Source organism: Duganella sp. BJB1802 (genome assembly GCF_013369445.1).
Taxonomy (GTDB): domain Bacteria; phylum Pseudomonadota; class Gammaproteobacteria; order Burkholderiales; family Burkholderiaceae_D; genus Rugamonas; species Rugamonas vulcania_A.
Genome location: NZ_JABWEF010000004.1, coordinates 337082 through 356560 on the forward strand (window position 1 = coordinate 337082; position 19479 = coordinate 356560).

14 protein-coding genes are annotated in these 19479 nt (G+C 60.5%); 5 read left to right on the forward strand and 9 right to left on the reverse strand.

Annotation, left to right across the window (positions count from 1 at the left end):
- Positions 1-47: 47 nt before the first annotated feature.
- From HUX88_RS09300 to HUX88_RS09330, 7 genes are all read right to left on the reverse strand, one after another.
- On the reverse strand, positions 48-1031 hold the full coding sequence (locus HUX88_RS09300; protein ID WP_176361578.1) for a branched-chain amino acid ABC transporter permease: 984 nt from the start codon (positions 1029-1031) through the stop codon (positions 48-50).
- A 10-nt stretch (positions 1032-1041) separates the two neighbouring features.
- Complete coding sequence (locus HUX88_RS09305) at positions 1042-1926, reverse strand: branched-chain amino acid ABC transporter permease (protein ID WP_176361579.1); 885 nt, start codon at positions 1924-1926, stop codon at positions 1042-1044.
- A gap of 92 nt (positions 1927-2018) precedes the next feature.
- Positions 2019-3227, reverse strand: a complete 1209-nt coding sequence (locus HUX88_RS09310) for an ABC transporter substrate-binding protein (RefSeq protein WP_176361580.1) — start codon at positions 3225-3227, stop codon at positions 2019-2021.
- A gap of 52 nt (positions 3228-3279) precedes the next feature.
- Complete coding sequence (locus HUX88_RS09315; protein WP_117012345.1) at positions 3280-3987, reverse strand: ABC transporter ATP-binding protein; 708 nt, start codon at positions 3985-3987, stop codon at positions 3280-3282.
- Positions 3987-4757 (reverse strand): ABC transporter ATP-binding protein, encoded by a 771-nt coding sequence (locus HUX88_RS09320; RefSeq protein ID WP_117012344.1) that lies wholly within the window; start codon positions 4755-4757, stop codon positions 3987-3989. Before HUX88_RS09320 ends, HUX88_RS09315 begins: the two co-directional genes overlap by 1 nt.
- A gap of 124 nt (positions 4758-4881) precedes the next feature.
- Positions 4882-6510, reverse strand: a complete 1629-nt coding sequence (locus HUX88_RS09325) for a GMC family oxidoreductase (RefSeq protein ID WP_176361581.1) — start codon at positions 6508-6510, stop codon at positions 4882-4884.
- A 29-nt stretch (positions 6511-6539) separates the two neighbouring features.
- Positions 6540-7577, reverse strand: coding sequence for a nitronate monooxygenase family protein (locus HUX88_RS09330; RefSeq protein WP_176361582.1), 1038 nt, complete (start codon positions 7575-7577; stop codon positions 6540-6542).
- A 467-nt stretch (positions 7578-8044) separates the two neighbouring features.
- Here HUX88_RS09330 and HUX88_RS09335 point away from each other — a divergent pair, with 467 nt between their 5' ends.
- From HUX88_RS09335 to HUX88_RS09345, 3 genes are all read left to right on the forward strand, one after another.
- A complete protein-coding gene (locus tag HUX88_RS09335; RefSeq protein WP_176361583.1) occupies positions 8045-10759 on the forward strand; it encodes an EAL domain-containing protein in 2715 nt (904 codons plus the stop codon).
- Positions 10760-11080: 321 nt separating this feature from the next.
- Positions 11081-11782 (forward strand): 5'-methylthioadenosine/adenosylhomocysteine nucleosidase, encoded by a 702-nt coding sequence (locus HUX88_RS09340; RefSeq protein ID WP_176361584.1) that lies wholly within the window; start codon positions 11081-11083, stop codon positions 11780-11782.
- A complete protein-coding gene (locus tag HUX88_RS09345; protein ID WP_217916264.1) occupies positions 11766-12431 on the forward strand; it encodes a formylglycine-generating enzyme family protein in 666 nt (221 codons plus the stop codon). The genes HUX88_RS09340 and HUX88_RS09345 overlap by 17 nt, the downstream gene beginning before the upstream one ends.
- 58 nt (positions 12432-12489) lie before the next feature.
- On the opposite strand, the gene putA is transcribed toward HUX88_RS09345, so the two are convergent.
- The gene (gene putA, locus HUX88_RS09350; protein ID WP_176361585.1) at positions 12490-16146 is read right to left on the reverse strand and encodes a trifunctional transcriptional regulator/proline dehydrogenase/L-glutamate gamma-semialdehyde dehydrogenase; all 3657 of its coding nucleotides are present in this window, start codon (positions 16144-16146) and stop codon (positions 12490-12492) included.
- 212 nt (positions 16147-16358) lie between these two features.
- On the opposite strand from putA, the gene HUX88_RS09355 reads away from it, so the two are divergent.
- Positions 16359-16814 carry an Lrp/AsnC ligand binding domain-containing protein gene (locus HUX88_RS09355; protein ID WP_008443393.1) on the forward strand — a complete coding sequence of 152 codons (456 nt, stop codon included), beginning with the start codon at positions 16359-16361 and terminating at the stop codon, positions 16812-16814.
- Positions 16815-16870: 56 nt separating this feature from the next.
- Positions 16871-18436 (forward strand): methyl-accepting chemotaxis protein, encoded by a 1566-nt coding sequence (locus HUX88_RS09360; protein ID WP_117012338.1) that lies wholly within the window; start codon positions 16871-16873, stop codon positions 18434-18436.
- Here the strand turns inward: HUX88_RS09360 and HUX88_RS09365 are convergent, their stop codons facing one another.
- On the reverse strand, positions 18437-19405 hold the full coding sequence (locus HUX88_RS09365) for a LysR family transcriptional regulator (protein WP_117012337.1): 969 nt from the start codon (positions 19403-19405) through the stop codon (positions 18437-18439).
- Positions 19406-19479: the final 74 nt, after the last annotated feature.

Consider the following 19479-nt stretch of genomic DNA (forward strand, 5'->3'; position numbering starts at 1 on the left):
CCGGTGAAATAAAAACGCCGGACAGAACGTCCGGCGTGTGTGCTGCATCAAGCTGCTTTTTTGGCGCCGCCGAGGCCGAACTTGGCGACGATCTCGCCGACTATGCCGCGCCGGAACAGCAGCACGCAAACGATGAAGATGAAACCGATCACCATGTTGACCGCTTCGCCGATGGTGTTGAACCATTCGATGCCGGTGTGCGAAACCATGAAGATGCCGAAATCGCCCAGCTTGTTTTCCAGCGCGATGATGAGGATGGCGCCCAGCATCGGGCCGGCCAGCGTGCCCATGCCGCCCACCAGGGTCATCAAGATCACCAGGCCGGACATGCTCCAGTGGACGTCGGTCAGCGTTTCAAAACCCTGCACCAGCATGTTGGACGCGCCCGCCAGGCCGGCCAGCGCGGCCGACAGCACGAAGGCCAGCAGCTTGTACTTGTCCACATCGTAGCCGAGCGAAATAGCGCGCGGCTCGTTTTCCTTGATCGCCTTCAGCACCTGGCCGAACGGCGAATGCACGGTGCGAACGATCAGCATGAAGGCCAGCACGGCGATGCCCAGCACGAAGAAGTACAGCGCGGTGTCGTTGCTCAGGTCGACCAGGCCCAGCAGTTTTCCACGTGGAACGCCCTGCAGCCCATCCTCGCCGCCGGTGAACTCGCCGGCGCGCAGCGCGCCGAAGTACACCATCTGGGCCAGCGCCAGCGTGATCATCGAGAAATAGATGCCCTGGCGGCGGATCGCCAGCGCGCCCATCACCAGGCCGATGAAGGCGCCGGCCACGACGCCGGCCAGCAGGCCCAGCTCGACCGGCCAGCCCCACACCTTCATGGCGTTGCCGGCCACGTAGCCGGCGGCGCCGAAGAAGGCCGCGTGGCCGAACGACAGCAAGCCGGTGAAGCCGATCAGCAAATTGAAGGCGCTGGCGAACAACGCAAAGCACAGCAGCTTGGCCAGGAACACCGGATAGCCGACAAACGGCGCCGCCAGCGCAATCGCGAAGGCGACGAGATAACCTATGTTTTTATTCATCTGCGGCCTCTTATTTTTCTTTACCGAACAAGCCGGCGGGACGGATCAACAACACGACGACCATCACCAGGAACACCACCGTCGACGAAAATTCCGGGTAGAACACCTTGGTCAGGCCCTCGATCACGCCCAGGCCGAGACCGGTCAGGATGGAGCCCATGATCGAACCCATGCCACCGATCACCACAACGGCGAATACGACGATAATCAGGTTCTGCCCCATCAGGGGCTGCACCTGGATCACCGGGGCCGCCAGCACCCCTGCAAAGCCCGCCAAAGCGACGCCGAAGCCGTAGGTAAGCGTGACCATCAGCGGAACGTTGATGCCGAACGCCTCGACCAGCTTGGGATTCTCGGTGCCGGCGCGCAAGTAGGCGCCCAGTTTGGTCTTTTCGATGACGAACCAGGTCGACAGGCACACCGCCAGCGACGCCACCACCACCCAGGCGCGGTAGTTCGGCAACACCATGAAGCCGAGGTCGGTCGCGCCCGCCAACGCCTCGGGCACTTGGAAAGGCTGGCCGGACACGCCGTAGAACGAGCGGAACACGCCTTCCACCAGCAGCGTGATGCCGAAGGTCAGCAGCAGGCCGTAAAGATGGTCCAGCTTGTAGAGCCAGCGCAGCATGGTTTTTTCGATGACGATGCCGAACACGCCGACGATCAGCGGCGCCAGCACCAGCATCACCCAGTAGTTCAGGCCGAGGTAGGCCATGCCCATCCAGGCGACAAACGCGCCCATCATGTACAGCGCGCCGTGCGAGAAATTAATCACGTTCAGCAGGCCGAAGATCACCGCCAGGCCGAGCGACAGCATGGCATAGAAGGAGCCGTTGACCAGGCCCAGCATCAGCTGGCTCATAATCATGGGCAAGGGGTAGCCGAATATTTCCATGAGATCACAATATAAAGATCGCCCTCCCGGACGGGACGGCGTGACACCAGAAAAAGGCCGGGCAAGGGCGCCCGGCCTGTGTGCAACTCAGCTTATTTCCACAGGGAGCACTTGGTTTCCGCCTTGGTGGCGTAAGCCTGGTCGCCCGGAATGGTGGCGATGACCTTGTAGTAGTCCCATGGATATTTCGATTCCGACGGCTTCTTCACTTCCATCAGGTACATATCGTGGACCATGCGGCCGTCCGGACGGATCACGCCGTTCTTGGCGAACATGTCGTTGATCTTGTTGGCCTTCAGGTAGGCCATGACCTTGTCGGTGTCGTCGCTGCCCACTGCCTTGACCGCCTTCAGGTAGTTGGCCGCCGCCGAGTAGTCGGCCGCCTGCAGCATCGACGGTTCCTTCTTCATTTTGGCGAAGTAGCGCTGCGACCAGGCGCGGGTGTCGGCATTCGCATCCCAGTACCAGCCGTCGGTCAGGTACATGCCCTGGGTCAGGTTCAGGCCCAGCGAGTGCACGTCGTTGATGAAGATCAGCAAGCCGGCCAGTTTCATCTTCTTGGTGATGCCGAACTCGTTGGCGGCCTTGATCGAGTTGATCGCGTCGCCGCCGGCGTTGGCCAGGCCCAGGATCTGCGCGCCCGACGATTGCGCCTGCAGCAGGAAGGACGAGAAGTCCGACGCCGACAGCGGATGCTTGACCGCACCCAGCACCTTGCCGCCGTTGGCTTTCACCACGTCCGCCGTGTCTTTTTCCAGCGACTGGCCGAAAGCATAGTCGGCGGTCAGGAAGTACCAGCTCTTGCCGCCCTGCTTGACGATGGCGCCGCCGGTGCCGCGCGCCAGCGCGATGGTGTCGTAGGCGTAGTGGATCGTGTACGGCGTGCATTCCTCATTGGTCAAACGGGCCGAGCCGGCGCCGATCGAGATGAACACTTTTTTCTTCTCGGCCGCGACCTTGGCCATGGCCAGGTTGGCGCCCGAGTTGGTGCCGCCGATCAGCATGTCGACGCCCTGCTGGTCGAACCATTCGCGCGCCTTGGAGGCGGCGATGTCGGCCTTGTTCTGGTGGTCGGCGGAGATGAACTCGACCTTTTTACCGGCGATGACCACGCCGGCGTCGGCAATCGCCATCTTGATGGCCTCGGCACCGCCGGCGCCGTCGATGTCCGTGTAGAGGCCGGACATGTCGGTGATCATGCCGATCTTGATGGTGTCGCCGGAAACCTGGGCTTGGGCAGCAAAGGACAGGCCGAGTGCGCACACGGCGGTGGCTGCGATGGTGATGGCTTTGAGTTTCATTTTGTCTCCGTTCGTTCAAGAAGTAGTGCTGGTCTATTTTTTGTACACTTACTCAGACACCCAGAAGCTCGGTCAGGACCGGCATCTTGGCGCTCAATTCCGATGCAACAAAGGTCTCGACGATCTGACCATGTTCCATCACATAAAACCGGTCCGCCAGCGGGGCGGCAAACCGGAAATTCTGTTCCACCATGACGATGGTGTAGCCCTTGGCCTTGAGCGTGGTGATCATCCGCGCCAGGCCCTGCACGATGACCGGCGCCAGGCCTTCGGAGATTTCATCGAGCAGCAGCAGGCGCGCGCCGGTGCGCAGGATGCGCGCCACCGCCAGCATCTGCTGCTCGCCGCCGGACAGCCGCGTGCCCTGGCTGTGCTTGCGCTCCTCCAGGTTGGGGAACATCGCGTAGATTTCCTCGACCGACATGCCCTTCTCGCCGGTGGCCAGTTGCGGCGGCAGCATCAGGTTTTCCTCGGTCGACAGCGACGAGAAAATGCCGCGCTCTTCCGGGCAATAGCCGATGCCGAGGTGGGCGATTTTATGCGTCGGGAAACCGATCGCCTCCACGCCGTTGACCTTGATCGACCCCTTGCGCGCACCAGTCAGGCCCATGATGGCGCGCAGCGTGGTGGTGCGGCCGGCGCCGTTGCGGCCCAGCAGCGTCACCACTTCGCCGGGCTGCACCGTCAGGTTCACGTCGTGCAAAATATGCGATTCGCCGTACCAGGTTTGCAGGTTGGAGATTTCCAGAGCGGCGGCCATCAGTGGGCTCCTTCCAGCACTGCGGCTTCGGTGCCCATATAGGCTTCCATCACTTGTGGATTACTTGAAACTTCGGCGTATGTGCCTTCCGCCAGCATCGCGCCGCGCTGCAAGACGGAGATCTTGTCGCAGATGCCGGAGACCACTTTCATATTGTGTTCGACCATCAGAATGGTGCGGCCTGCCGAAACTTTTTTGATCAGTTCCGTCACGCGGTGCACGTCCTCGTGGCCCATGCCCTGGGTCGGTTCGTCCAGCAGCATCAGCTCCGGTTCCATCGCCAGCGTGGTGGCGATTTCCAAAGCGCGCTTGCGGCCATAAGGCATATCGACGGTGATGGTGTCCGCGAACTCGGTCAGGTCGACCTCCGCCAGCAACTGCATCGCGCGGTCGTTGAGCTTGTTCAGCGACCGTTCGCTCTGCCAGAAATTGAAGCTGGTGCCGAGCTGGCGCTGCAATCCGATGCGAACATTTTGCAGCACCGTCAGGTGCGGAAAGACTGCGGAAATCTGGAAGGAACGGATCACGCCCATGCGGGCGATCTGCGCCGGCTTGGCGAAGGTGATGTCCTTGTCGTTGAAAAGAATCTGACCCGAGGTGGGCACCAGAAACTTGGTGAGCAAATTGAAGCATGTGGTTTTACCGGCGCCATTGGGGCCGATCAGCGCGTGGATGTGGCCGCGCTGTACTTTCAAATTCACATCATTGACCGCGGTAAAACCTTTGAATTCCTTGGTCAAGTGCTTTGTTTCCAAGATAACGCCGGACATCCTGTCTCCTTGTTATTCTTTTCAAACTACTAAATTTTTTTTAGATCATACACAGTAACAAATTGGCTAACAATACAGTATAACTACGGTCTACTTTTGATCTAGACCTAGCGAACACAGGGTTTCATTTCCACTCTGAACGAATCAGCTCTGAAGCTTTCTCCGCAATCATAATCGTCGGTGAATTGGTATTTCCCGAGGTGATAAACGGCATGACGGAAGCGTCAATCACGCGCAATCCTTGTATGCCAATTACACGCAAAGCGCTGTCGACGACGGCGCTCCGGTCATCGACGGGGCCCATTTTGCAGGTGCCTACCGGATGGAAAATCGTGGTGCCAATCGCGCCCGCCGCCGCAGCCAGTTCTTCCTCCGTGCGGTAGTGAACGCCTGGCTTGTACTCCTCCGGCGCGTAGCGTTTCAACGCCGGCGCCGCGACGATCTGGCGCGTCAACGTCAACGCGTCGGCGGCGACTTTGCGGTCTTCCGGCGTACTCAGATACATCGGCGAAATCTTCGGCGGCGCGTACGAATCCGCGCTGGCGATACGTACATGGCCGCGCGAGGTCGGCCGCAGATTGCAAACGCTGGCAGTGAACGCGGGGAAGGCGTGCAAGGGTTCGCCGAATTTTTCCAGCGACAGCGGCTGGACGTGGTACTGCAGATTCGGCGTGGTTTGCGTGGAATCGGAACGCGCAAAAGCACCCAGCTGCGAAGGCGCCATCGACATCGGCCCGCTCTGGAACATCGCGTACTCAAGGCCGATTTTCATCTTGCCGTACCAACTGGATGCCATCGTGTTCAACGTGCGGGCGCCGCCGCCGAGCTTGTAGATCATGCGCAGTTGCAGATGGTCCTGCAGGTTTTCGCCGACGCCAGGCAGGTCGGCAAGCGGCTCGATTCCATGCTGGCGCAAACGGTCGGCCGCGCCGATACCCGAGCATTGCAAAATCTGTGGAGAACCAACGGCCCCAGCCGCCAGCAGGGTTTCTTTGTCGGCGGTGGCGGTGAACTGCGTGCCGCCGCCGGTGAAAATCACACCTTTGCACACCGGCCCGCGATCGCTCATTTCGATCTGCAAACGTTCCACGTGGCAGCCGGTCATAATGGTCAGGTTGGGCCGCATCGACACCGGTTTCAAAAACGCCTTCGCCGTATTCCAGCGGATGCCGCGTTTTTGATTGACGTCGAAATAGCCGCAGCCGGCGTTGTCGCCGCGATTGAAATCGTCCACTTTCTGAATGCCGGTCTGCTCCGCCGCGTCGCGGAACGCGTCGAGGATTTTCCACGACAGGCGCTGCTTTTCCACGCGCCACGGACCGCCCGCGCCGTGCAATTCGGATGCGCCGCCGTGATAGTCCTCGCTCTTTTTGAACAGCGGCAGCACCGACGACCAGCGCCAGCTGTCGTCGCCTGTCAGCTCGGCCCAGCGGTCGTAATCTCCGGCCTGGCCCCGCATGTAGATCATGCCGTTGATGGAGGAACTGCCGCCCAGCACTTTGCCGCGCGGGTAAAGCAGGCTGCGTCCGCCCAAGCCGGGATCGGCCTCGGTGCGGAACATCCAATCGGTCCGCGGATTATCTATGCAATGCAGATAACCAACGGGGATATGGATCCACACATAATCGTCTTTGCCACCTGCCTCGATCAGCAGGACATTCGCGTTTCTGTTCGCGCTCAAGCGGTTTGCCAATACGCAGCCAGCCGAGCCTGCACCAATGATGATGTAATCGTAAATGCCTGCTGATTCCAAAAACTTCTCCTCCAAGAGCGGTGCTTCAGTCAGGCGGCAGCTATCTCCGCCAACAAGGTTTTTACCAGCTGCGCCGCCGGCATAGGCCGCGCCCGCGCGACACCGGTTCCGCACCACAGCGACATCAGTTCGGTCTCGCCGCACTTGCCCGCTTCCGCGCGGATGGCGCCGGTCAATGCGTTCTGTATCGGATAAGGTGGAATTTGTTTTTCCACTGCGGCCATTTCAAGCATGAAGCGGTTCTCCAATCCGCGCGCATAACGGCCGGAAAACGTGCGCGTCAGCCGGGTCGGATGATCGCCCGCCGTCAGCAGACGTTGCTTGTAATGCGGATTGATGGACGATTCATCGCACACCAGGAACGCCGTGCCCATCTGCACCGCTTGGGCGCCGCCGTCCAGTGCCCGCTTGATATCGGCGCCGTCCATGATGCCACCGGCGGCGATCACCGGAATATGCACCGCCTCGACGATGGTCGGCAGCAGCTCGAAAGTGGTCAGCTTGGCGTCTTCCTGCGCGCCGATGAAGGTGCCGCGATGGCCGCCGGACTCGGTGCCGGAAGCGATCACCGCATCGGCGCCCCTGCTTTGCCAGGCCAGCGCTTCGTCGGCATGGGTGATCGTGCCGATGACGAAAATGCCTGCTTCATGCAAGCGCCGGATCTGCTCCGCGCTGAGGATGCCGAAGGTAAAACTGGCCACGGCGGGCCGCAATTCGATCAGCGTTTCGAACTGGGCGGCGAAGTCTTCGCACCATTTCGCCGGGGTCGGCACCTCGGTCCAGCCCAGCGTCGAGGCGAACGGCTTCAGCCATTCCTTGGCACGGGCCACTTCTTCCGGGGCCGGCTTAGGCGTCTCCAAGACGAAGAAATTCAGGCAAAACGGCTTGTCGGTCAGGGCGCGGATTTGCTCGGTCTGGCTACGGATGACGTCCGGCGAAAGCAGGGAGCAGGCCAGCGAACCCAGCGCGCCGGCATTGGAGACAGCAGCCACCTGCGCGGGATTGTTGTTGCCGCCGGCGGTCGGTCCCTGAATGATGGGATGAGGAAAAATTGATGCCAAATTCATCGGATTTCTCACTAAAAATGGCGTTTACGACATGTGGATAAGTCTATGGATATCCACAGGCACGAAATGTGTGTAAACAAAAAATTTCTGGGGACGCTTTTTCTTATCCCAAAACAGTTCTTTGCTCATACACGGCTTTCTCGCCCGCTTATGCAGTTCGTAAACGCCTGATTTTAATCCAAAATGAACACTTATCCACAGAAAAGTGTCTGCGTTAACAACTACTACTATTTTTATATATACATCTTTAGAGTAAACCATAAACCCAAAAACCACAGGCGCAAGCGCCTGGACAGCCTGATACCCCACTGAAACGGAAATAAGATTTCGCCAACATCTGCTTTCCCCTATACTGAATTCGCAAACAACCAGCCTCAGGCGGAGACATTTTGTCCTCTCAGCGCAAACATCTGCGGTCGCCGGCTTATCTGCGCTTTCGGCGACGTCTGATCACAGGCCTTTTCCTGATGGCTACCCTGGCCATTGCCGTCGTTGTTTCCCAATTCCGCACCACCTACGTTGAACGCGAACTCGCGGTCAAGACCCAGACCGAACATCACGTCAAGGCGATGGAAGCGCATGTGCTGTACTCGCTTCAATCGGTCGACCTGTCCTTGATCGGCTTCGCGAACGCCATCAAGGTTTTGAACGCGCAACAACGGAACTCACCGGAAATGATGTCGGAACTGTTGTCCTCGCGCGGCTCCACGTTCAACGGCGAATACTGGATCACTTTTCTCGACACCAAGGGCGTTGCAATCGCCACTTCGACCGGCAACAACATCAACGGTTCCCGCTACGCCGATCGCGATTATTTCAAAGCCCACCTGGATATCGCAATGCGCGGCAAATTGTTCGTTGGGGAACCCGCACTCGGCCTGCGCAGCAGCCAGAGGTTGTTTTTTCTCAGCCGCCGGGTGGAAAGCGCCAAGGGAGAATTTCTGGGAGTGATCGTTGCTCCGCTCAATGTCAGCCGCTATGTCACCGTATTTGAAAATTCGCGCTTCAATTCGGACATCTCGATCGCGCTGGTCCATGCCCGCGGCAAGGTGATCGCTGCCGTGCCGAATTTTGAAACTTCGTTTGGCCGCGACTTGGGATCGACCGACCTGTTCGACAATGTTCGTCGCGCCAACTCCGGCACCTACAAAACCATCGGCAACGCCGACAAGCTCACGCGCGTATTCAGCTATCGCGTTTTTGAAAAACTTCCATTGATCGTCGTTGTCGGCAGCAGCGATTCCGAGTCGGCCAGATTGCTTCAGCAAAACTCCTTGATTGCTGGCGCTGGTTTGATCTTGTTGCTGATCCTGATCGCAGGCGCCGGTCATTTTTCACTGCGCACCTACACCAGGCAGGAGGAACGCGAACTGCGCTTCCGCGCGCTCTACTCCGCGAGCCGGGAAATGGAACAAAAGCTGCTGGCCAACGAGGAAGAACGCAAGAAAAACGAGGAATCCATGAAGTTGGCGGCCTTGCTTTTCCAGAACAGCGGCGAAGGCATGATGGTCACCGACGCGGATGGCCGGATCCTGACCGTGAATCCTGCCTTTTCCCTGCTGAGCGGCTATACGGAAAAGGAAGTCATCGGCCACCGGGGCTATGAGTTGACGACCACCCGCCAGGACATCAACTTCTACACGCGCATGTTCGAGTCGATCGCCCATACCGGCCAGTGGGAAGGTGAACTCTGGCATCAGCATAAGGACGGCGAAGAGTACCTGGTGGCGATGCGCTTCAACACCGTTTATGACGAATTGGGCAATCCATTCCGCTACGTTGCATTGTTGAGCGACATCACCAAAAGGAAGGCATCGGAAGAACTGGTCTGGCGCCAGGCCAATTTCGATGCGCTGACCGGACTGCCAAACCGGCGCATGTTCCATGAACATCTACGCCAGGAAATGAAAAAGACCGACCGCTCTCATCTGCCGATGGCGCTGGTGTTTATCGATCTCGACCACTTCAAGGAAATCAACGACACCTTGGGCCACGACAAAGGCGATCTGCTGCTCAAAGAAGTGGCAATCCGCCTGTCCGCCGCCGTGCGCGGGACGGATACGGTCGCGCGCCTGGGCGGCGACGAGTTCACCGTCATCTTGAGCGAGCTGCACAACGCCAGCGACGTGGTCCGCACGGCGCAGGAAATCCTCAAGCAAATGAGCACGCCGTTCAACTTGGGCAATGCCGGGGACAAGCACATTGCCCATATTTCCAGCAGCATCGGCATCACGCTGTATCCCGAGGACGGCGCCGATGCTGAAACTTTAATCAAAAACGCCGACCAGGCCATGTACGCGGCCAAGCAGCAGGGCCGGAACCGCTTCAATTATTTCGCCCCGTTCATGCAGGAGGCGACGCGCGTACGCATGACCTTGGTCAACGAATTGCGCGAAGCGGTCAATCACGATGAGTTGCGGATCTTGTTCCAGCCGATTATCGACCTGGCCAGCGGCAAGATCTGCAAGGCGGAAGCGCTGGTGCGTTGGCAACATCCAGTGCGCGGACTGCTAAATCCTGCCGAATTTATCAGCATCGCGGAAAGCAGCGGCATGATCGTCGGCATCGGCGACTGGGTTTTCAAGCAGGCGGCGCGGGAAGTGCAGAAGCTGCAGGCCCTGGGATTGCCTGATTTTCAGATCAGCGTGAACAAATCGGCGTGGCAGTTCCGCGATAACGGCAGCAATTACGAACAATGGCTGGATTTTCTCCAAGAACTGCATCTGGACGCGAACAGCATCATCATCGAAGTGACGGAAAACTTGTTGCTGGATACGGCGAACTCGGTTTCGGAGCGGATGTTGGCGCTTCAACATGCCCATATGCAGATTTCGTTGGACGATTTCGGTACCGGCTATTGCTCGGTAGCCTTTTTAAGGCGCTTCGATATCGATTACATCAAAATCGACCCGACTTTTGTGTCCAATCTGTCGAACGGGACCGACGGCATCGTACTTTGCGAGGCGATTATCGCCATGGCGCACAAGCTGGACATCAAAGTCATCGCCGAAGGCATCGAAACACCTCAACAGCTTGCCGCTTTGACGGCCGCCGGATGCGATTTAGGGCAGGGATACCTGTTTTCCAAGCCGATTTCGGCCGAAGAATTGGAAAAACAGATCAAAAACGAGCTTCCACCTGTGAATAACTCGCTGGATATCCACAGGACGACTTGTGAGTAAGGACGAAGTTGTCCAAAGGCCGACATTTTATACAGAATTGCTCCTGAACTGGTACAGCGCTTATGCAAGTGCTTATCTTTCGCGTAAACAAATGATTTGTAAACGTATACATGACTTATCCACAGGCTTTTGCTCGTTTACTATTACTACTATTTTTATATAAATCCTTTGTAAACAAGTAAACCGAATCTGAACGCCTGCTCGCGTTCTGAAAAGACCCCAGAGCACAAAAAACGCCTTAAAATCGACCGTTTTTCGTAAACCTCTGTGGAAAAACCGCTTGAAATCCACAGCCTCCACCTCTGAAAACCAAGGAAAAGTATGCGTTTAGGCATCATCAGTGCATTAGCTGAAGAACAGCATGGGCTGATAGAAGCCCTTGAGAGCCCCTACAAGCTCGTCCACGGCATGCGCGAGTACACGGGAGGGAAGCTCTGGGAAATCGACGCTGTGTGCGTTCTGTCGCGTATTGGCAAGGTTGCAGCGGCCATGACAGCCTCCATCCTTGTGGAAAAGTTCGGAGTTACCCACATCGTCTTCACCGGCGTCGCCGGAAGCGGGGATAAAAATGTAAAAGTCGGGGATATCGTTGTCGCCGAGGAACTGGTTCAACATGATTTCGATGCCAGCCCGCTTTTTCCACAGTTTGAAATCCCTTTGACGGGCTTGTCGCGCTTCGCGACTGACACTGCCTTAACCGAACAATTGGCTGCCGCAGCTGCGCAAACCACGCGCGTACACCGTGGAATGATCGCCAGCGGTGATCAATTTATAGGCAAATTGGCCCAGATTCAGGCGTTGAAGGCTGCTTTGCCTGATTTGTTGGCAGTGGAAATGGAAGGCGCAGCCGTCGCGCAGGTGTGTTTTGAGCTGGGCATTCCGTTTGCCGTCATCCGCACGATCTCGGACAACGCCAATGACGATGCGGCCGTCGACTTTATGCATTTCATCAAAACCGTGGCCTCCCGCTACGCTTTTGACGTGATTGAGCGTTTTTGCAGGGAACATGTTCGATCCGTCTGAAATGATGGTTATCCCCGGCGGAACCATCGCCATGCGGGACGATAGAACCGGCCGGGCCTGGGTCGTCGAGCTGCCGTCGTTCGCAATCGGCTGCTATCCGGTGACACAGGCACAATATGCCGCCGTCACCGGGCTTTGGCCCTCTTCCCGCACTTTTGGGCAATGCCCTGTGGAGAACGTCTCCTGGCTCGATGCGGTCCGGTTTTGCAATTTGCTGTCGCACAACGCCGGTCTGCGCGCCGCTTATGAGCCAGACGACAATGGCATGGGCGCCTCGCGCATAGCCGGCGCCAACGGCTATCGCCTGCCCACCGAAGCCGAGTGGGAATATGCCTGCCGGGCCGGCACCAACGGCCCGCGCTACGGTGATCTGGATGAGATTGCCTGGTACCGGGAAAATTCAGGCGGCCGCCCGCACACCGTCGGCCAGAAACAGCCCAATAGCTGGGGTCTGCACGACATGCTGGGCAATGTCTGGGAATGGTGCGAAGACCAGTACGATCCGGAGGTGTATGGGCCGTACCGGGTATTCCGGGGCGGCGGCTGGGCGGATACCGAACGGGGCTGCCTGGCGGCGAACCGCCGCCGCAGCCATCCCACCTTCGCCATCGACGATCTCGGCTTCCGGATTGTCCGGCCATTGGCCTGATCAGGCAAAAAAAGGGCCGGGTTTTATCCCGGCCCGAAAACAACAACAGGTGATAGGTTTATGCGTCCAGCGTCATCAGGCTGGCGTTGCCGCCAGCTGCGGTCGTATTCACGCACAGAGCGCGCTCAGCGAGCAAACGCCACAGGGGGATGGCGCCATCCTCGTTGGTGTCGATCAAGCCCACCAGCGCCCCGCTACGGGCCGCCAGGGAGGCGCGCAGGCCACCGACCAGCATCGTCTCCACCAGCGCGATCTGGAAATCGCCATTGAAGCTGTCCAGGCTGCCAATGACCTGTATACGGTCCTTGACCACCGCGGGCATATCCGCCGGCAACAATTTGGACGATTCAGCGGTCAACAGCGCGATATTGCCGGTCGCCAGCGTCGCCGCGATCTGGTTCAGCAGGCCGGCTTGCGTGCCGGCCGCGCAGACCACGCAGCCGCGCGCGACCAGCGCCAGTGTGTTGCGTTCGCCCGTCGGGCCTGGCAATACCGTCAGGCTGCCCAGCATCGTGGTGCGGCTGTATTGCTCCGCCAGGTTGGCGATGCGTTCGTGGCCGTGCATTTTCGACCAGACGGTCAGCGCGTCCAGGCCCGGCGTCGCCTGGCGTTCGTGTTGCGTGCTGATGATGGCGCCGCGTTGCAGGCGCTTCAGGTACAGCGGGCCGCCGGCTTTCGGGCCGGTGCCGGATTTGCCTTCGCCGCCGAACGGCTGCACGCCTACCACCGCGCCGACGATGTTGCGATTGATGTAGATGTTGCCCACATGCGCGCGCGAGCTGATGTAGTCGATGGTTTCATCGATGCGCGAGTGCACGCCCAGCGTCAGGCCGTAGCCGCTGTCGTTGATTTGCTCGATCAGCTTGGGCAGGTCGGCGCGCTTGTAGCGGATCACGTGCAGCACCGGGCCGAACACTTCCTGCGTCAGCTCGGACAGCGAACGGATTTCCAGCACGGTCGGCGGCACGAAGGTGCCGGCCGTGGTCACGCTGGCCGGCAGGTCCAGCGAGAAGTAGTTCAGCGCGGTCGCCTTCAGCTTGTTGATGTGCGCCAGCAGGTTTTGCTGGGCTTCGGCGTCGATCACCGGGCCGATGTCGGTCGCCAGGCGGTCCGGGCAGCCGACTTTCAGCTCCTGCATCGCGCCCTTGAGCATCTTGATGGTCTTGTCGGCGATATCTTCCTGCAGGAACAGCACGCGCAGCGCCGAGCAACGCTGGCCGGCGCTGTCGAAGGCCGACGAGATCGCGTCCTGCACCACCTGCTCCGGCAGCGCCGACGAATCGACGATCATGGCGTTCTGGCCGCCGGTTTCGGCGATCAGCGGGATGTCGGCGTTTTCCGCGACGGCGCGCTTGGCCAGGGTGCGGTTGATCAGTTGCGCCACTTCGGTCGAGCCGGTGAAGATCACGCCTTTGACGCGTGCGTCGGCGGTCAGCGCGGCGCCGACCACTTCGCCGCGGCCCGGCAGGAATTGCAGCGCGGCGCGCGGAACGCCCGCCTCGTGCAGCAGCTCGACGGCGCGGTGGGCGATCAGCGGCGTCTGCTCGGCCGGCTTGGCCAGCACCACGTTGCCGGCCGCCAGCGATGCCGCCACCTGGCCGGTGAAGATCGCCAGCGGGAAGTTCCACGGGCTGATGCAGGTCACCGGACCCAGCGCCAGCGTGTTGGTCGAGCCGTGCACTTCGGCCGCGTAGTAGCGCAGGAAGTCGACCGCCTCGCGCAGTTCGGCGATGGCGTTCGGCAGCGATTTGCCGGCTTCGCGGATCGCCAGCGTCATCAGTTCCATGGCGTTGGCTTCGAACAGGCCGGCGGCGCGGTTCAGCGCGGCCGCGCGTTGCGACGGCTCGGTGGTCTGCCAATCCATGGCGAAACTGCTGGCGCTGGTCAGCGCGGTTTCCACGTCGGCGGCGCTGGCTTCCACCAGCTGGCCGACGATGTCGCTGCGTTGCGCCGGGTTGCTCACGTCCTGCACCGGCTGGCCGGCGCTCAGGCCGCCCGCCAGCAAAGGCGCGGCGTGCCAGCGGCGCGGCGCGGCCAACTCTGCCGAAATTTTACGCAGCACGTCCTCGTTGGCGAGGTCGAAGCCGGCCGAGTTCTTGCGCTCGGCGCCGAACATGTCGAGCGGCAGCGCGATGCCGGTGTGCGGCAGGCCGCCCTGCTCGCGCGCCAGCGCCACCGGATCCTTGATCAGCGAATCGACCGGGATCGCCTCGTCGACGATCTGGTTGACGAAGGAGGAGTTGGCGCCGTTTTCCAGCAGGCGGCGCACCAGGTAGGCCAGCAGCGTTTCATGGGTGCCGACCGGAGCGTAGATGCGGCAAGGCTTGTCCAGGTTGTCCTTGCCGACCACCTGGTCGTACAGCGATTCGCCCATGCCGTGCAGGCACTGGAATTCGTAGTCGGTCACGCCGTCGCGCTTGGCCCAGGTGTAGATCGTCGACAGGGTTTGCGCGTTGTGGGTGGCGAATTGCGGATAGATCACGCCGGTCGAGCCCAGCAGCTTTTGCGCGCACACCAGGTAGGAGACGTCGGTGTAGACCTTGCGCGTGTAGACCGGGTAGCCGCTCATGCCGTCGACCTGGGCGCGCTTGATCTCGGCATCCCAGTACGCGCCCTTGACCAGGCGCACCATGAACTTGCGGCCGCTGCGCTTGGCCAGGTCGATCAGGTAGTCGATGACGAAGGGGCAACGCTTCTGGTAGGCCTGCACAACGATGCCGATGCCTTCGAAACCGGCCAGCGCGGGGTCGTGCGCCAGCGCTTCAATCAGGTCCAGCGACAGTTCCAGGCGATCGGCCTCTTCCGCGTCGATGTTCAGGCCGATGTCGTAGTGCTTGGCCAGCAACATCAACTCGCGCACGCGCGGCAGCAGTTCCTCCATCACGCGGGCGCGCTGGGCGCGGCTGTAGCGCGGATGCAGCGCCGACAGCTTCACCGAAATGCCGGGGCCGTTCTTGATGCCGCGGCCGTTCGATGCCTTGCCAATCGCGTGGATCGCGGTTTCGTAGGAGGCGTAGTAATTCTTGGCGTCGGCCTCGGTCAGCGCGGCCTCGCCCAGCATGTCATAGGAATAACGGTAGCCGCGCGCCTCGTTGGACTGGCCGTTCTTGATGGCCTCGGCGATGGTCTGGCCGGTGACGAACTGGTTGCCCAGCATGCGCATCGCCAGGTCCACGCCCTTGCGGATCAGCGGTTCGCCGCCCTTGGAGATGAGCTTGGTCAACGCCGAACCCAGGCCGGTCTCGCTGCTGGTGGACACCAGCTTGCCGGTGATCAGCAGGCCCCAGGTGGCGGCGTTGACGAACAGCGACGGCGATTCGCCCAGATGCTTGCGCCAGTCGCCCTTGCTGATTTTGTCGGCGATCAGGCGGTCGGCGGTGGCGTTGTCGGGAATACGCAACAGTGCTTCGGCCAGGCACATCAGCGCCACGCCTTCTTCGGATGACAAGGAAAACTCATGCATCAGGGCATCGACGCCGGAGGCGCGGGTGCGCTGTTCGCGCACTGAACTGACCAGTTTATGGGCCAGTTGCTGGGCCTGCTGCAGCGTGCCGGCGTCGTTGTTTTTGATCTGTTCCAGCAACCACTGAACGGCGCTGACTTCGTCGCGGCGATAGGCTGCCGTCACTGCTGCGCGCAGGGGAATCGGGTCGCGCAGGATCTCATCCTGCAGGGCGGCGAAAGGGGTGAAACCGGTGGCTGCTGCTGCTTGCATTGAATACTCTCAGAAAGGAAATTTTGGCGCGGCTCATTACAAAAAAACGCTCGACCGGCGAGTGCTGGCGAGCGTGAATCTGTGCGAACTGCTGATGATTCGATTGTAAAGCGATTTCTTCTGGATTAATTCTGGTATTGCAGGGGGCTAGCAATAGATTGTTTTTAGTGCGACAATTTAACCAAATAATATTTATTTGGGAGTTCCCGGAAATGTTAGACAAGATCAGCAAGAAAATCTTGATGGAATTGCAGAGCGATGGCCGCATCAGCAATGTGGAACTGGCGGCGCGCGTGAACCTGTCACCGGCCGCTTGCCTGGAACGCGTGCGCAAGTTGCACGAGTCCGGCTACATCATGGGCTACACCGCGCAGCTGAATCCCCAGCTGCTCGACGTGTCCCTGCTCGTCTTCATCGAAGTGGTGCTCGATCGCACCACGCCCGAAGTGTTCGACGCCTTCAAGCACAGCGTTCAGGTGATCCCCGAAGTGCTGGAATGCCACATGGTTGCCGGCGGCTTCGACTACCTGGTCAAAGCCCGCGTCAAGGACATGGCGGCCTACCGCGAATTCCTGGGTAAAACCCTGCTCCAGAAGGGCGTACGTGAAACCCACACTTACGCCGTGATGGAAGAAGTGAAGAATACCACCAAGTTACCTATAAAATAGCGTCACGGAAATAATTTAGTCGAGACGCCCAAGGCGCCTGGTAAAACGGGGGACAAATGAAGCTTTTGCAGCACAAGCTGGTGCAACGTGGATTGTGGTTATTGGGTGCAACGGCTGGTGGTACTTGCCTGGCATATCTCTTCAAGCTGGCGGCCGGCGACGGTGCCGCATTAGTCTACACGGCCGCGCCGGCGGCGCTGGCCGGGGCCCTGGTGGCGTGGTGGGCCGCCCGGCAGAACAGCGACGAGGGCGGCGTCAAACGCTTCGCTCAAGTGGTCGGCGATGAAATCGATGCCATCATGATCGGCGCGGCGGAAACCTCATATTTCGTCGATTCCGTCAAAAAGAAAATCGAGCTGGACGTCGGGATAGCTGGCGGCATCGCCCGCAGCTCGGCCCACAATGCGCAGGCCACCGCCGCCATTGCGGCCAACGCCGAGCGCGCCGCCAAGATCGCAGCCCAGGTGCGCGGCGAAACCGTGACCGGCCGCGCCGAGGCCGATCACGGTTTGCAGCGCATCAATACGGCGCGCGAGGATGCGCAGACTGCGGCGGCCGTCATGGCCAGCCTGCAAACGAATTCTCGCAAGATTTACGGATTCACCGAGGCCATCAGCGAAATCTCGGCCCGCACCAACCTGCTGGCGCTGAATGCTGCCATCGAGGCGGCGCGCGCCGGCGAGCAGGGACGCGGTTTCGCCGTGGTCGCCAGCGAAGTGCGCCAGCTGGCGCTGCGCACCAAGGAAGCCACCGACGAAATCAGCATCATGGTGCGCGAAATCAATCAGCAGGCCGAGAAGGCCGCCACCGGCATGAATTCGCTGGCGGCCAAGGTGAGCGAGGCCGCCGGCAACGTGGAAACCGTGCATGGCTTGCTGGGCAATATCGAGCGCTCCTCCGGCGTGTCGGAGGAAGAGATCGGCGAGATCGCGCGGGCCTCGCGCGAACATGTCGTCACCACCGATGAAATCGCCGCCGCCATCGCCAGCATCCGCGACAGCCTGTTATCCACCGAGAAGGAATTGCCGCGCGCCGCCAGCTCGGCGATGGCGCTGGCGGAACGGGCCGAAGTCATCACCGGCGCGCTGGGCGAGTCGTCGATCGAAACGTCGCACGACGCCATCCGCGTCGCCGCGCAGCAGGCGGCCGTGCAGGTGGGACGCTTGTTCGAGGCTGCCATCGCCTCCGGCAAGATCACGCGCGAGGCGCTGTTCGACCGCCACTACACGCCGATCCCGAACACCGATCCGCCCAAGCACAAGACCCGCTTCGACGATTTCACCGACCGGGCTTTGCCGCAGTTGCAGGAAGGCGTGCTGGCGGCGATGCCGCAGCTGGCCTACGCCGGCGCTGTGGATAACAATGGATATTTCCCCACCCACAACAAGAAGTTCTCGCAGCCGTTGACGGGCAATTACGACGTCGACATGGTCAACAACCGCACCAAGCGCATTTTCAGCGACCGCACCGGCAAGCGCTGCGGCTCGAATACCAAGCCTTTCCTGCTGCAAACCTACAAGCGCGACACCGGCGAGGTGATGCACGACCTGTCGGCGCCGATCTATGTGAACGGCAAGCACTGGGGCGGTTTCCGCATCGGCTACCGCTCCAGCCACCAGTAATCAGTAGGTGTCGTTCTTGGGCGCCGTGCCCGGCGCGGTGCGCTGGGCCACGGTGTTCATGCCTTCCAGGTTCATGCGCAGCCACTTGTGGGCCGGGCTGCGCGCATCGCGCTCGTGCCACAGCATGTCCAGGTGGACGGCCGGCAGCTGGAACGGCAACTCCTTGGAAATCAGCGCGTCGGTCATGCCGGTGGAGGCGATCAGGTGGCGCGGCAGCACCGTGATCAGGTCGGAATTGGCCACCACGCGGCCGGCCGTGAAGAACTGGTTCACCGTCAGCAGGATGCGGCGTTCGCGCTGGATCTGCGCCAGCGCCTCGTCGACCAGGCCGTGCGCGCGGCCGGAGAAGCTCACCAGCAAGTGGTTGGCTTTGCAATAGTTGTCCAGGGTCAGGTCGACCTTGGACAGCGGATGGTCGCGCCGCATCACGCAGACATAATGTCCCGAATACAGGCGCTCGTGGCGGATCGGCGAACCGGTCTCATACGACAGCTGCGCCGCCACGCCGGGGAAGAAGCCCACCGCCAGGTCGATATCGCCGCGCAGCAGCATCGGCCGCGGCTCGCGCGTGGTCAGCGGCACCATGCGTACGTTGACGCCCGGCGCCTCCCTCTCGATCGAACGCATCAGCGACGGCAGCCAGAAGGCGGCGGTGGCGTCGGCCATCGCCATGCGGAAGGTGGCGTGGGCGGCGGACACGTCGAAGGTCTCCGGCGCCACGGCTGCTTCCAGGCTGGCCAGCGCGCTGCGCACCGACGGCCACAGCGCTTCCGCGCGCGGGGTCGGCTTGACGCCGTAGGCGGTGCGGATCAGCAACTCGTCGCCCAGGCTCTCGCGCAGGCGCTTGATGGCGTTGGAGACGGCGGGTTGGGTCATGGCCAGGTGGCCGGCGGCGCGTGTGAGGTTCTGCTCTGTCATCACGGCGTCGAAGACGCGTAACAAATTCAAGTCCAGCGTCAAAAAGCTCATGTCGGCTCGGGATGTGGGGTTGGGTTCAGTGCAGTATCGAGAAATATGGATTCCCCGTCAATGATAAGACATCC

Bases quoted from the DNA above. Each gene is read 5' to 3' on its own strand.
- HUX88_RS09300 (WP_176361578.1), bottom strand. From the start codon at position 1,031: ATGAATAAAAACATAGGTTATCTCGTCGCCTTCGCGATTGCGCTGGCG.
- HUX88_RS09305 (WP_176361579.1), bottom strand. From the start codon at position 1,926: ATGGAAATATTCGGCTACCCCTTGCCCATGATTATGAGCCAGCTGATG.
- HUX88_RS09310 (WP_176361580.1), bottom strand. From the start codon at position 3,227: ATGAAACTCAAAGCCATCACCATCGCAGCCACCGCCGTGTGCGCACTC.
- HUX88_RS09315 (WP_117012345.1), bottom strand. From the start codon at position 3,987: ATGGCCGCCGCTCTGGAAATCTCCAACCTGCAAACCTGGTACGGCGAA.
- HUX88_RS09320 (WP_117012344.1), bottom strand. From the start codon at position 4,757: ATGTCCGGCGTTATCTTGGAAACAAAGCACTTGACCAAGGAATTCAAA.
- HUX88_RS09330 (WP_176361582.1), bottom strand. From the start codon at position 7,577: ATGAATTTGGCATCAATTTTTCCTCATCCCATCATTCAGGGACCGACC.
- HUX88_RS09335 (WP_176361583.1), top strand. From the start codon at position 8,045: ATGGCTACCCTGGCCATTGCCGTCGTTGTTTCCCAATTCCGCACCACC.
- HUX88_RS09340 (WP_176361584.1), top strand. From the start codon at position 11,081: ATGCGTTTAGGCATCATCAGTGCATTAGCTGAAGAACAGCATGGGCTG.
- HUX88_RS09345 (WP_217916264.1), top strand. From the start codon at position 11,766: ATGTTCGATCCGTCTGAAATGATGGTTATCCCCGGCGGAACCATCGCC.
- putA (WP_176361585.1), bottom strand. From the start codon at position 16,146: ATGCAAGCAGCAGCAGCCACCGGTTTCACCCCTTTCGCCGCCCTGCAG.
- HUX88_RS09355 (WP_008443393.1), top strand. From the start codon at position 16,359: ATGTTAGACAAGATCAGCAAGAAAATCTTGATGGAATTGCAGAGCGAT.
- HUX88_RS09360 (WP_117012338.1), top strand. From the start codon at position 16,871: ATGAAGCTTTTGCAGCACAAGCTGGTGCAACGTGGATTGTGGTTATTG.
- HUX88_RS09365 (WP_117012337.1), bottom strand. From the start codon at position 19,405: ATGAGCTTTTTGACGCTGGACTTGAATTTGTTACGCGTCTTCGACGCC.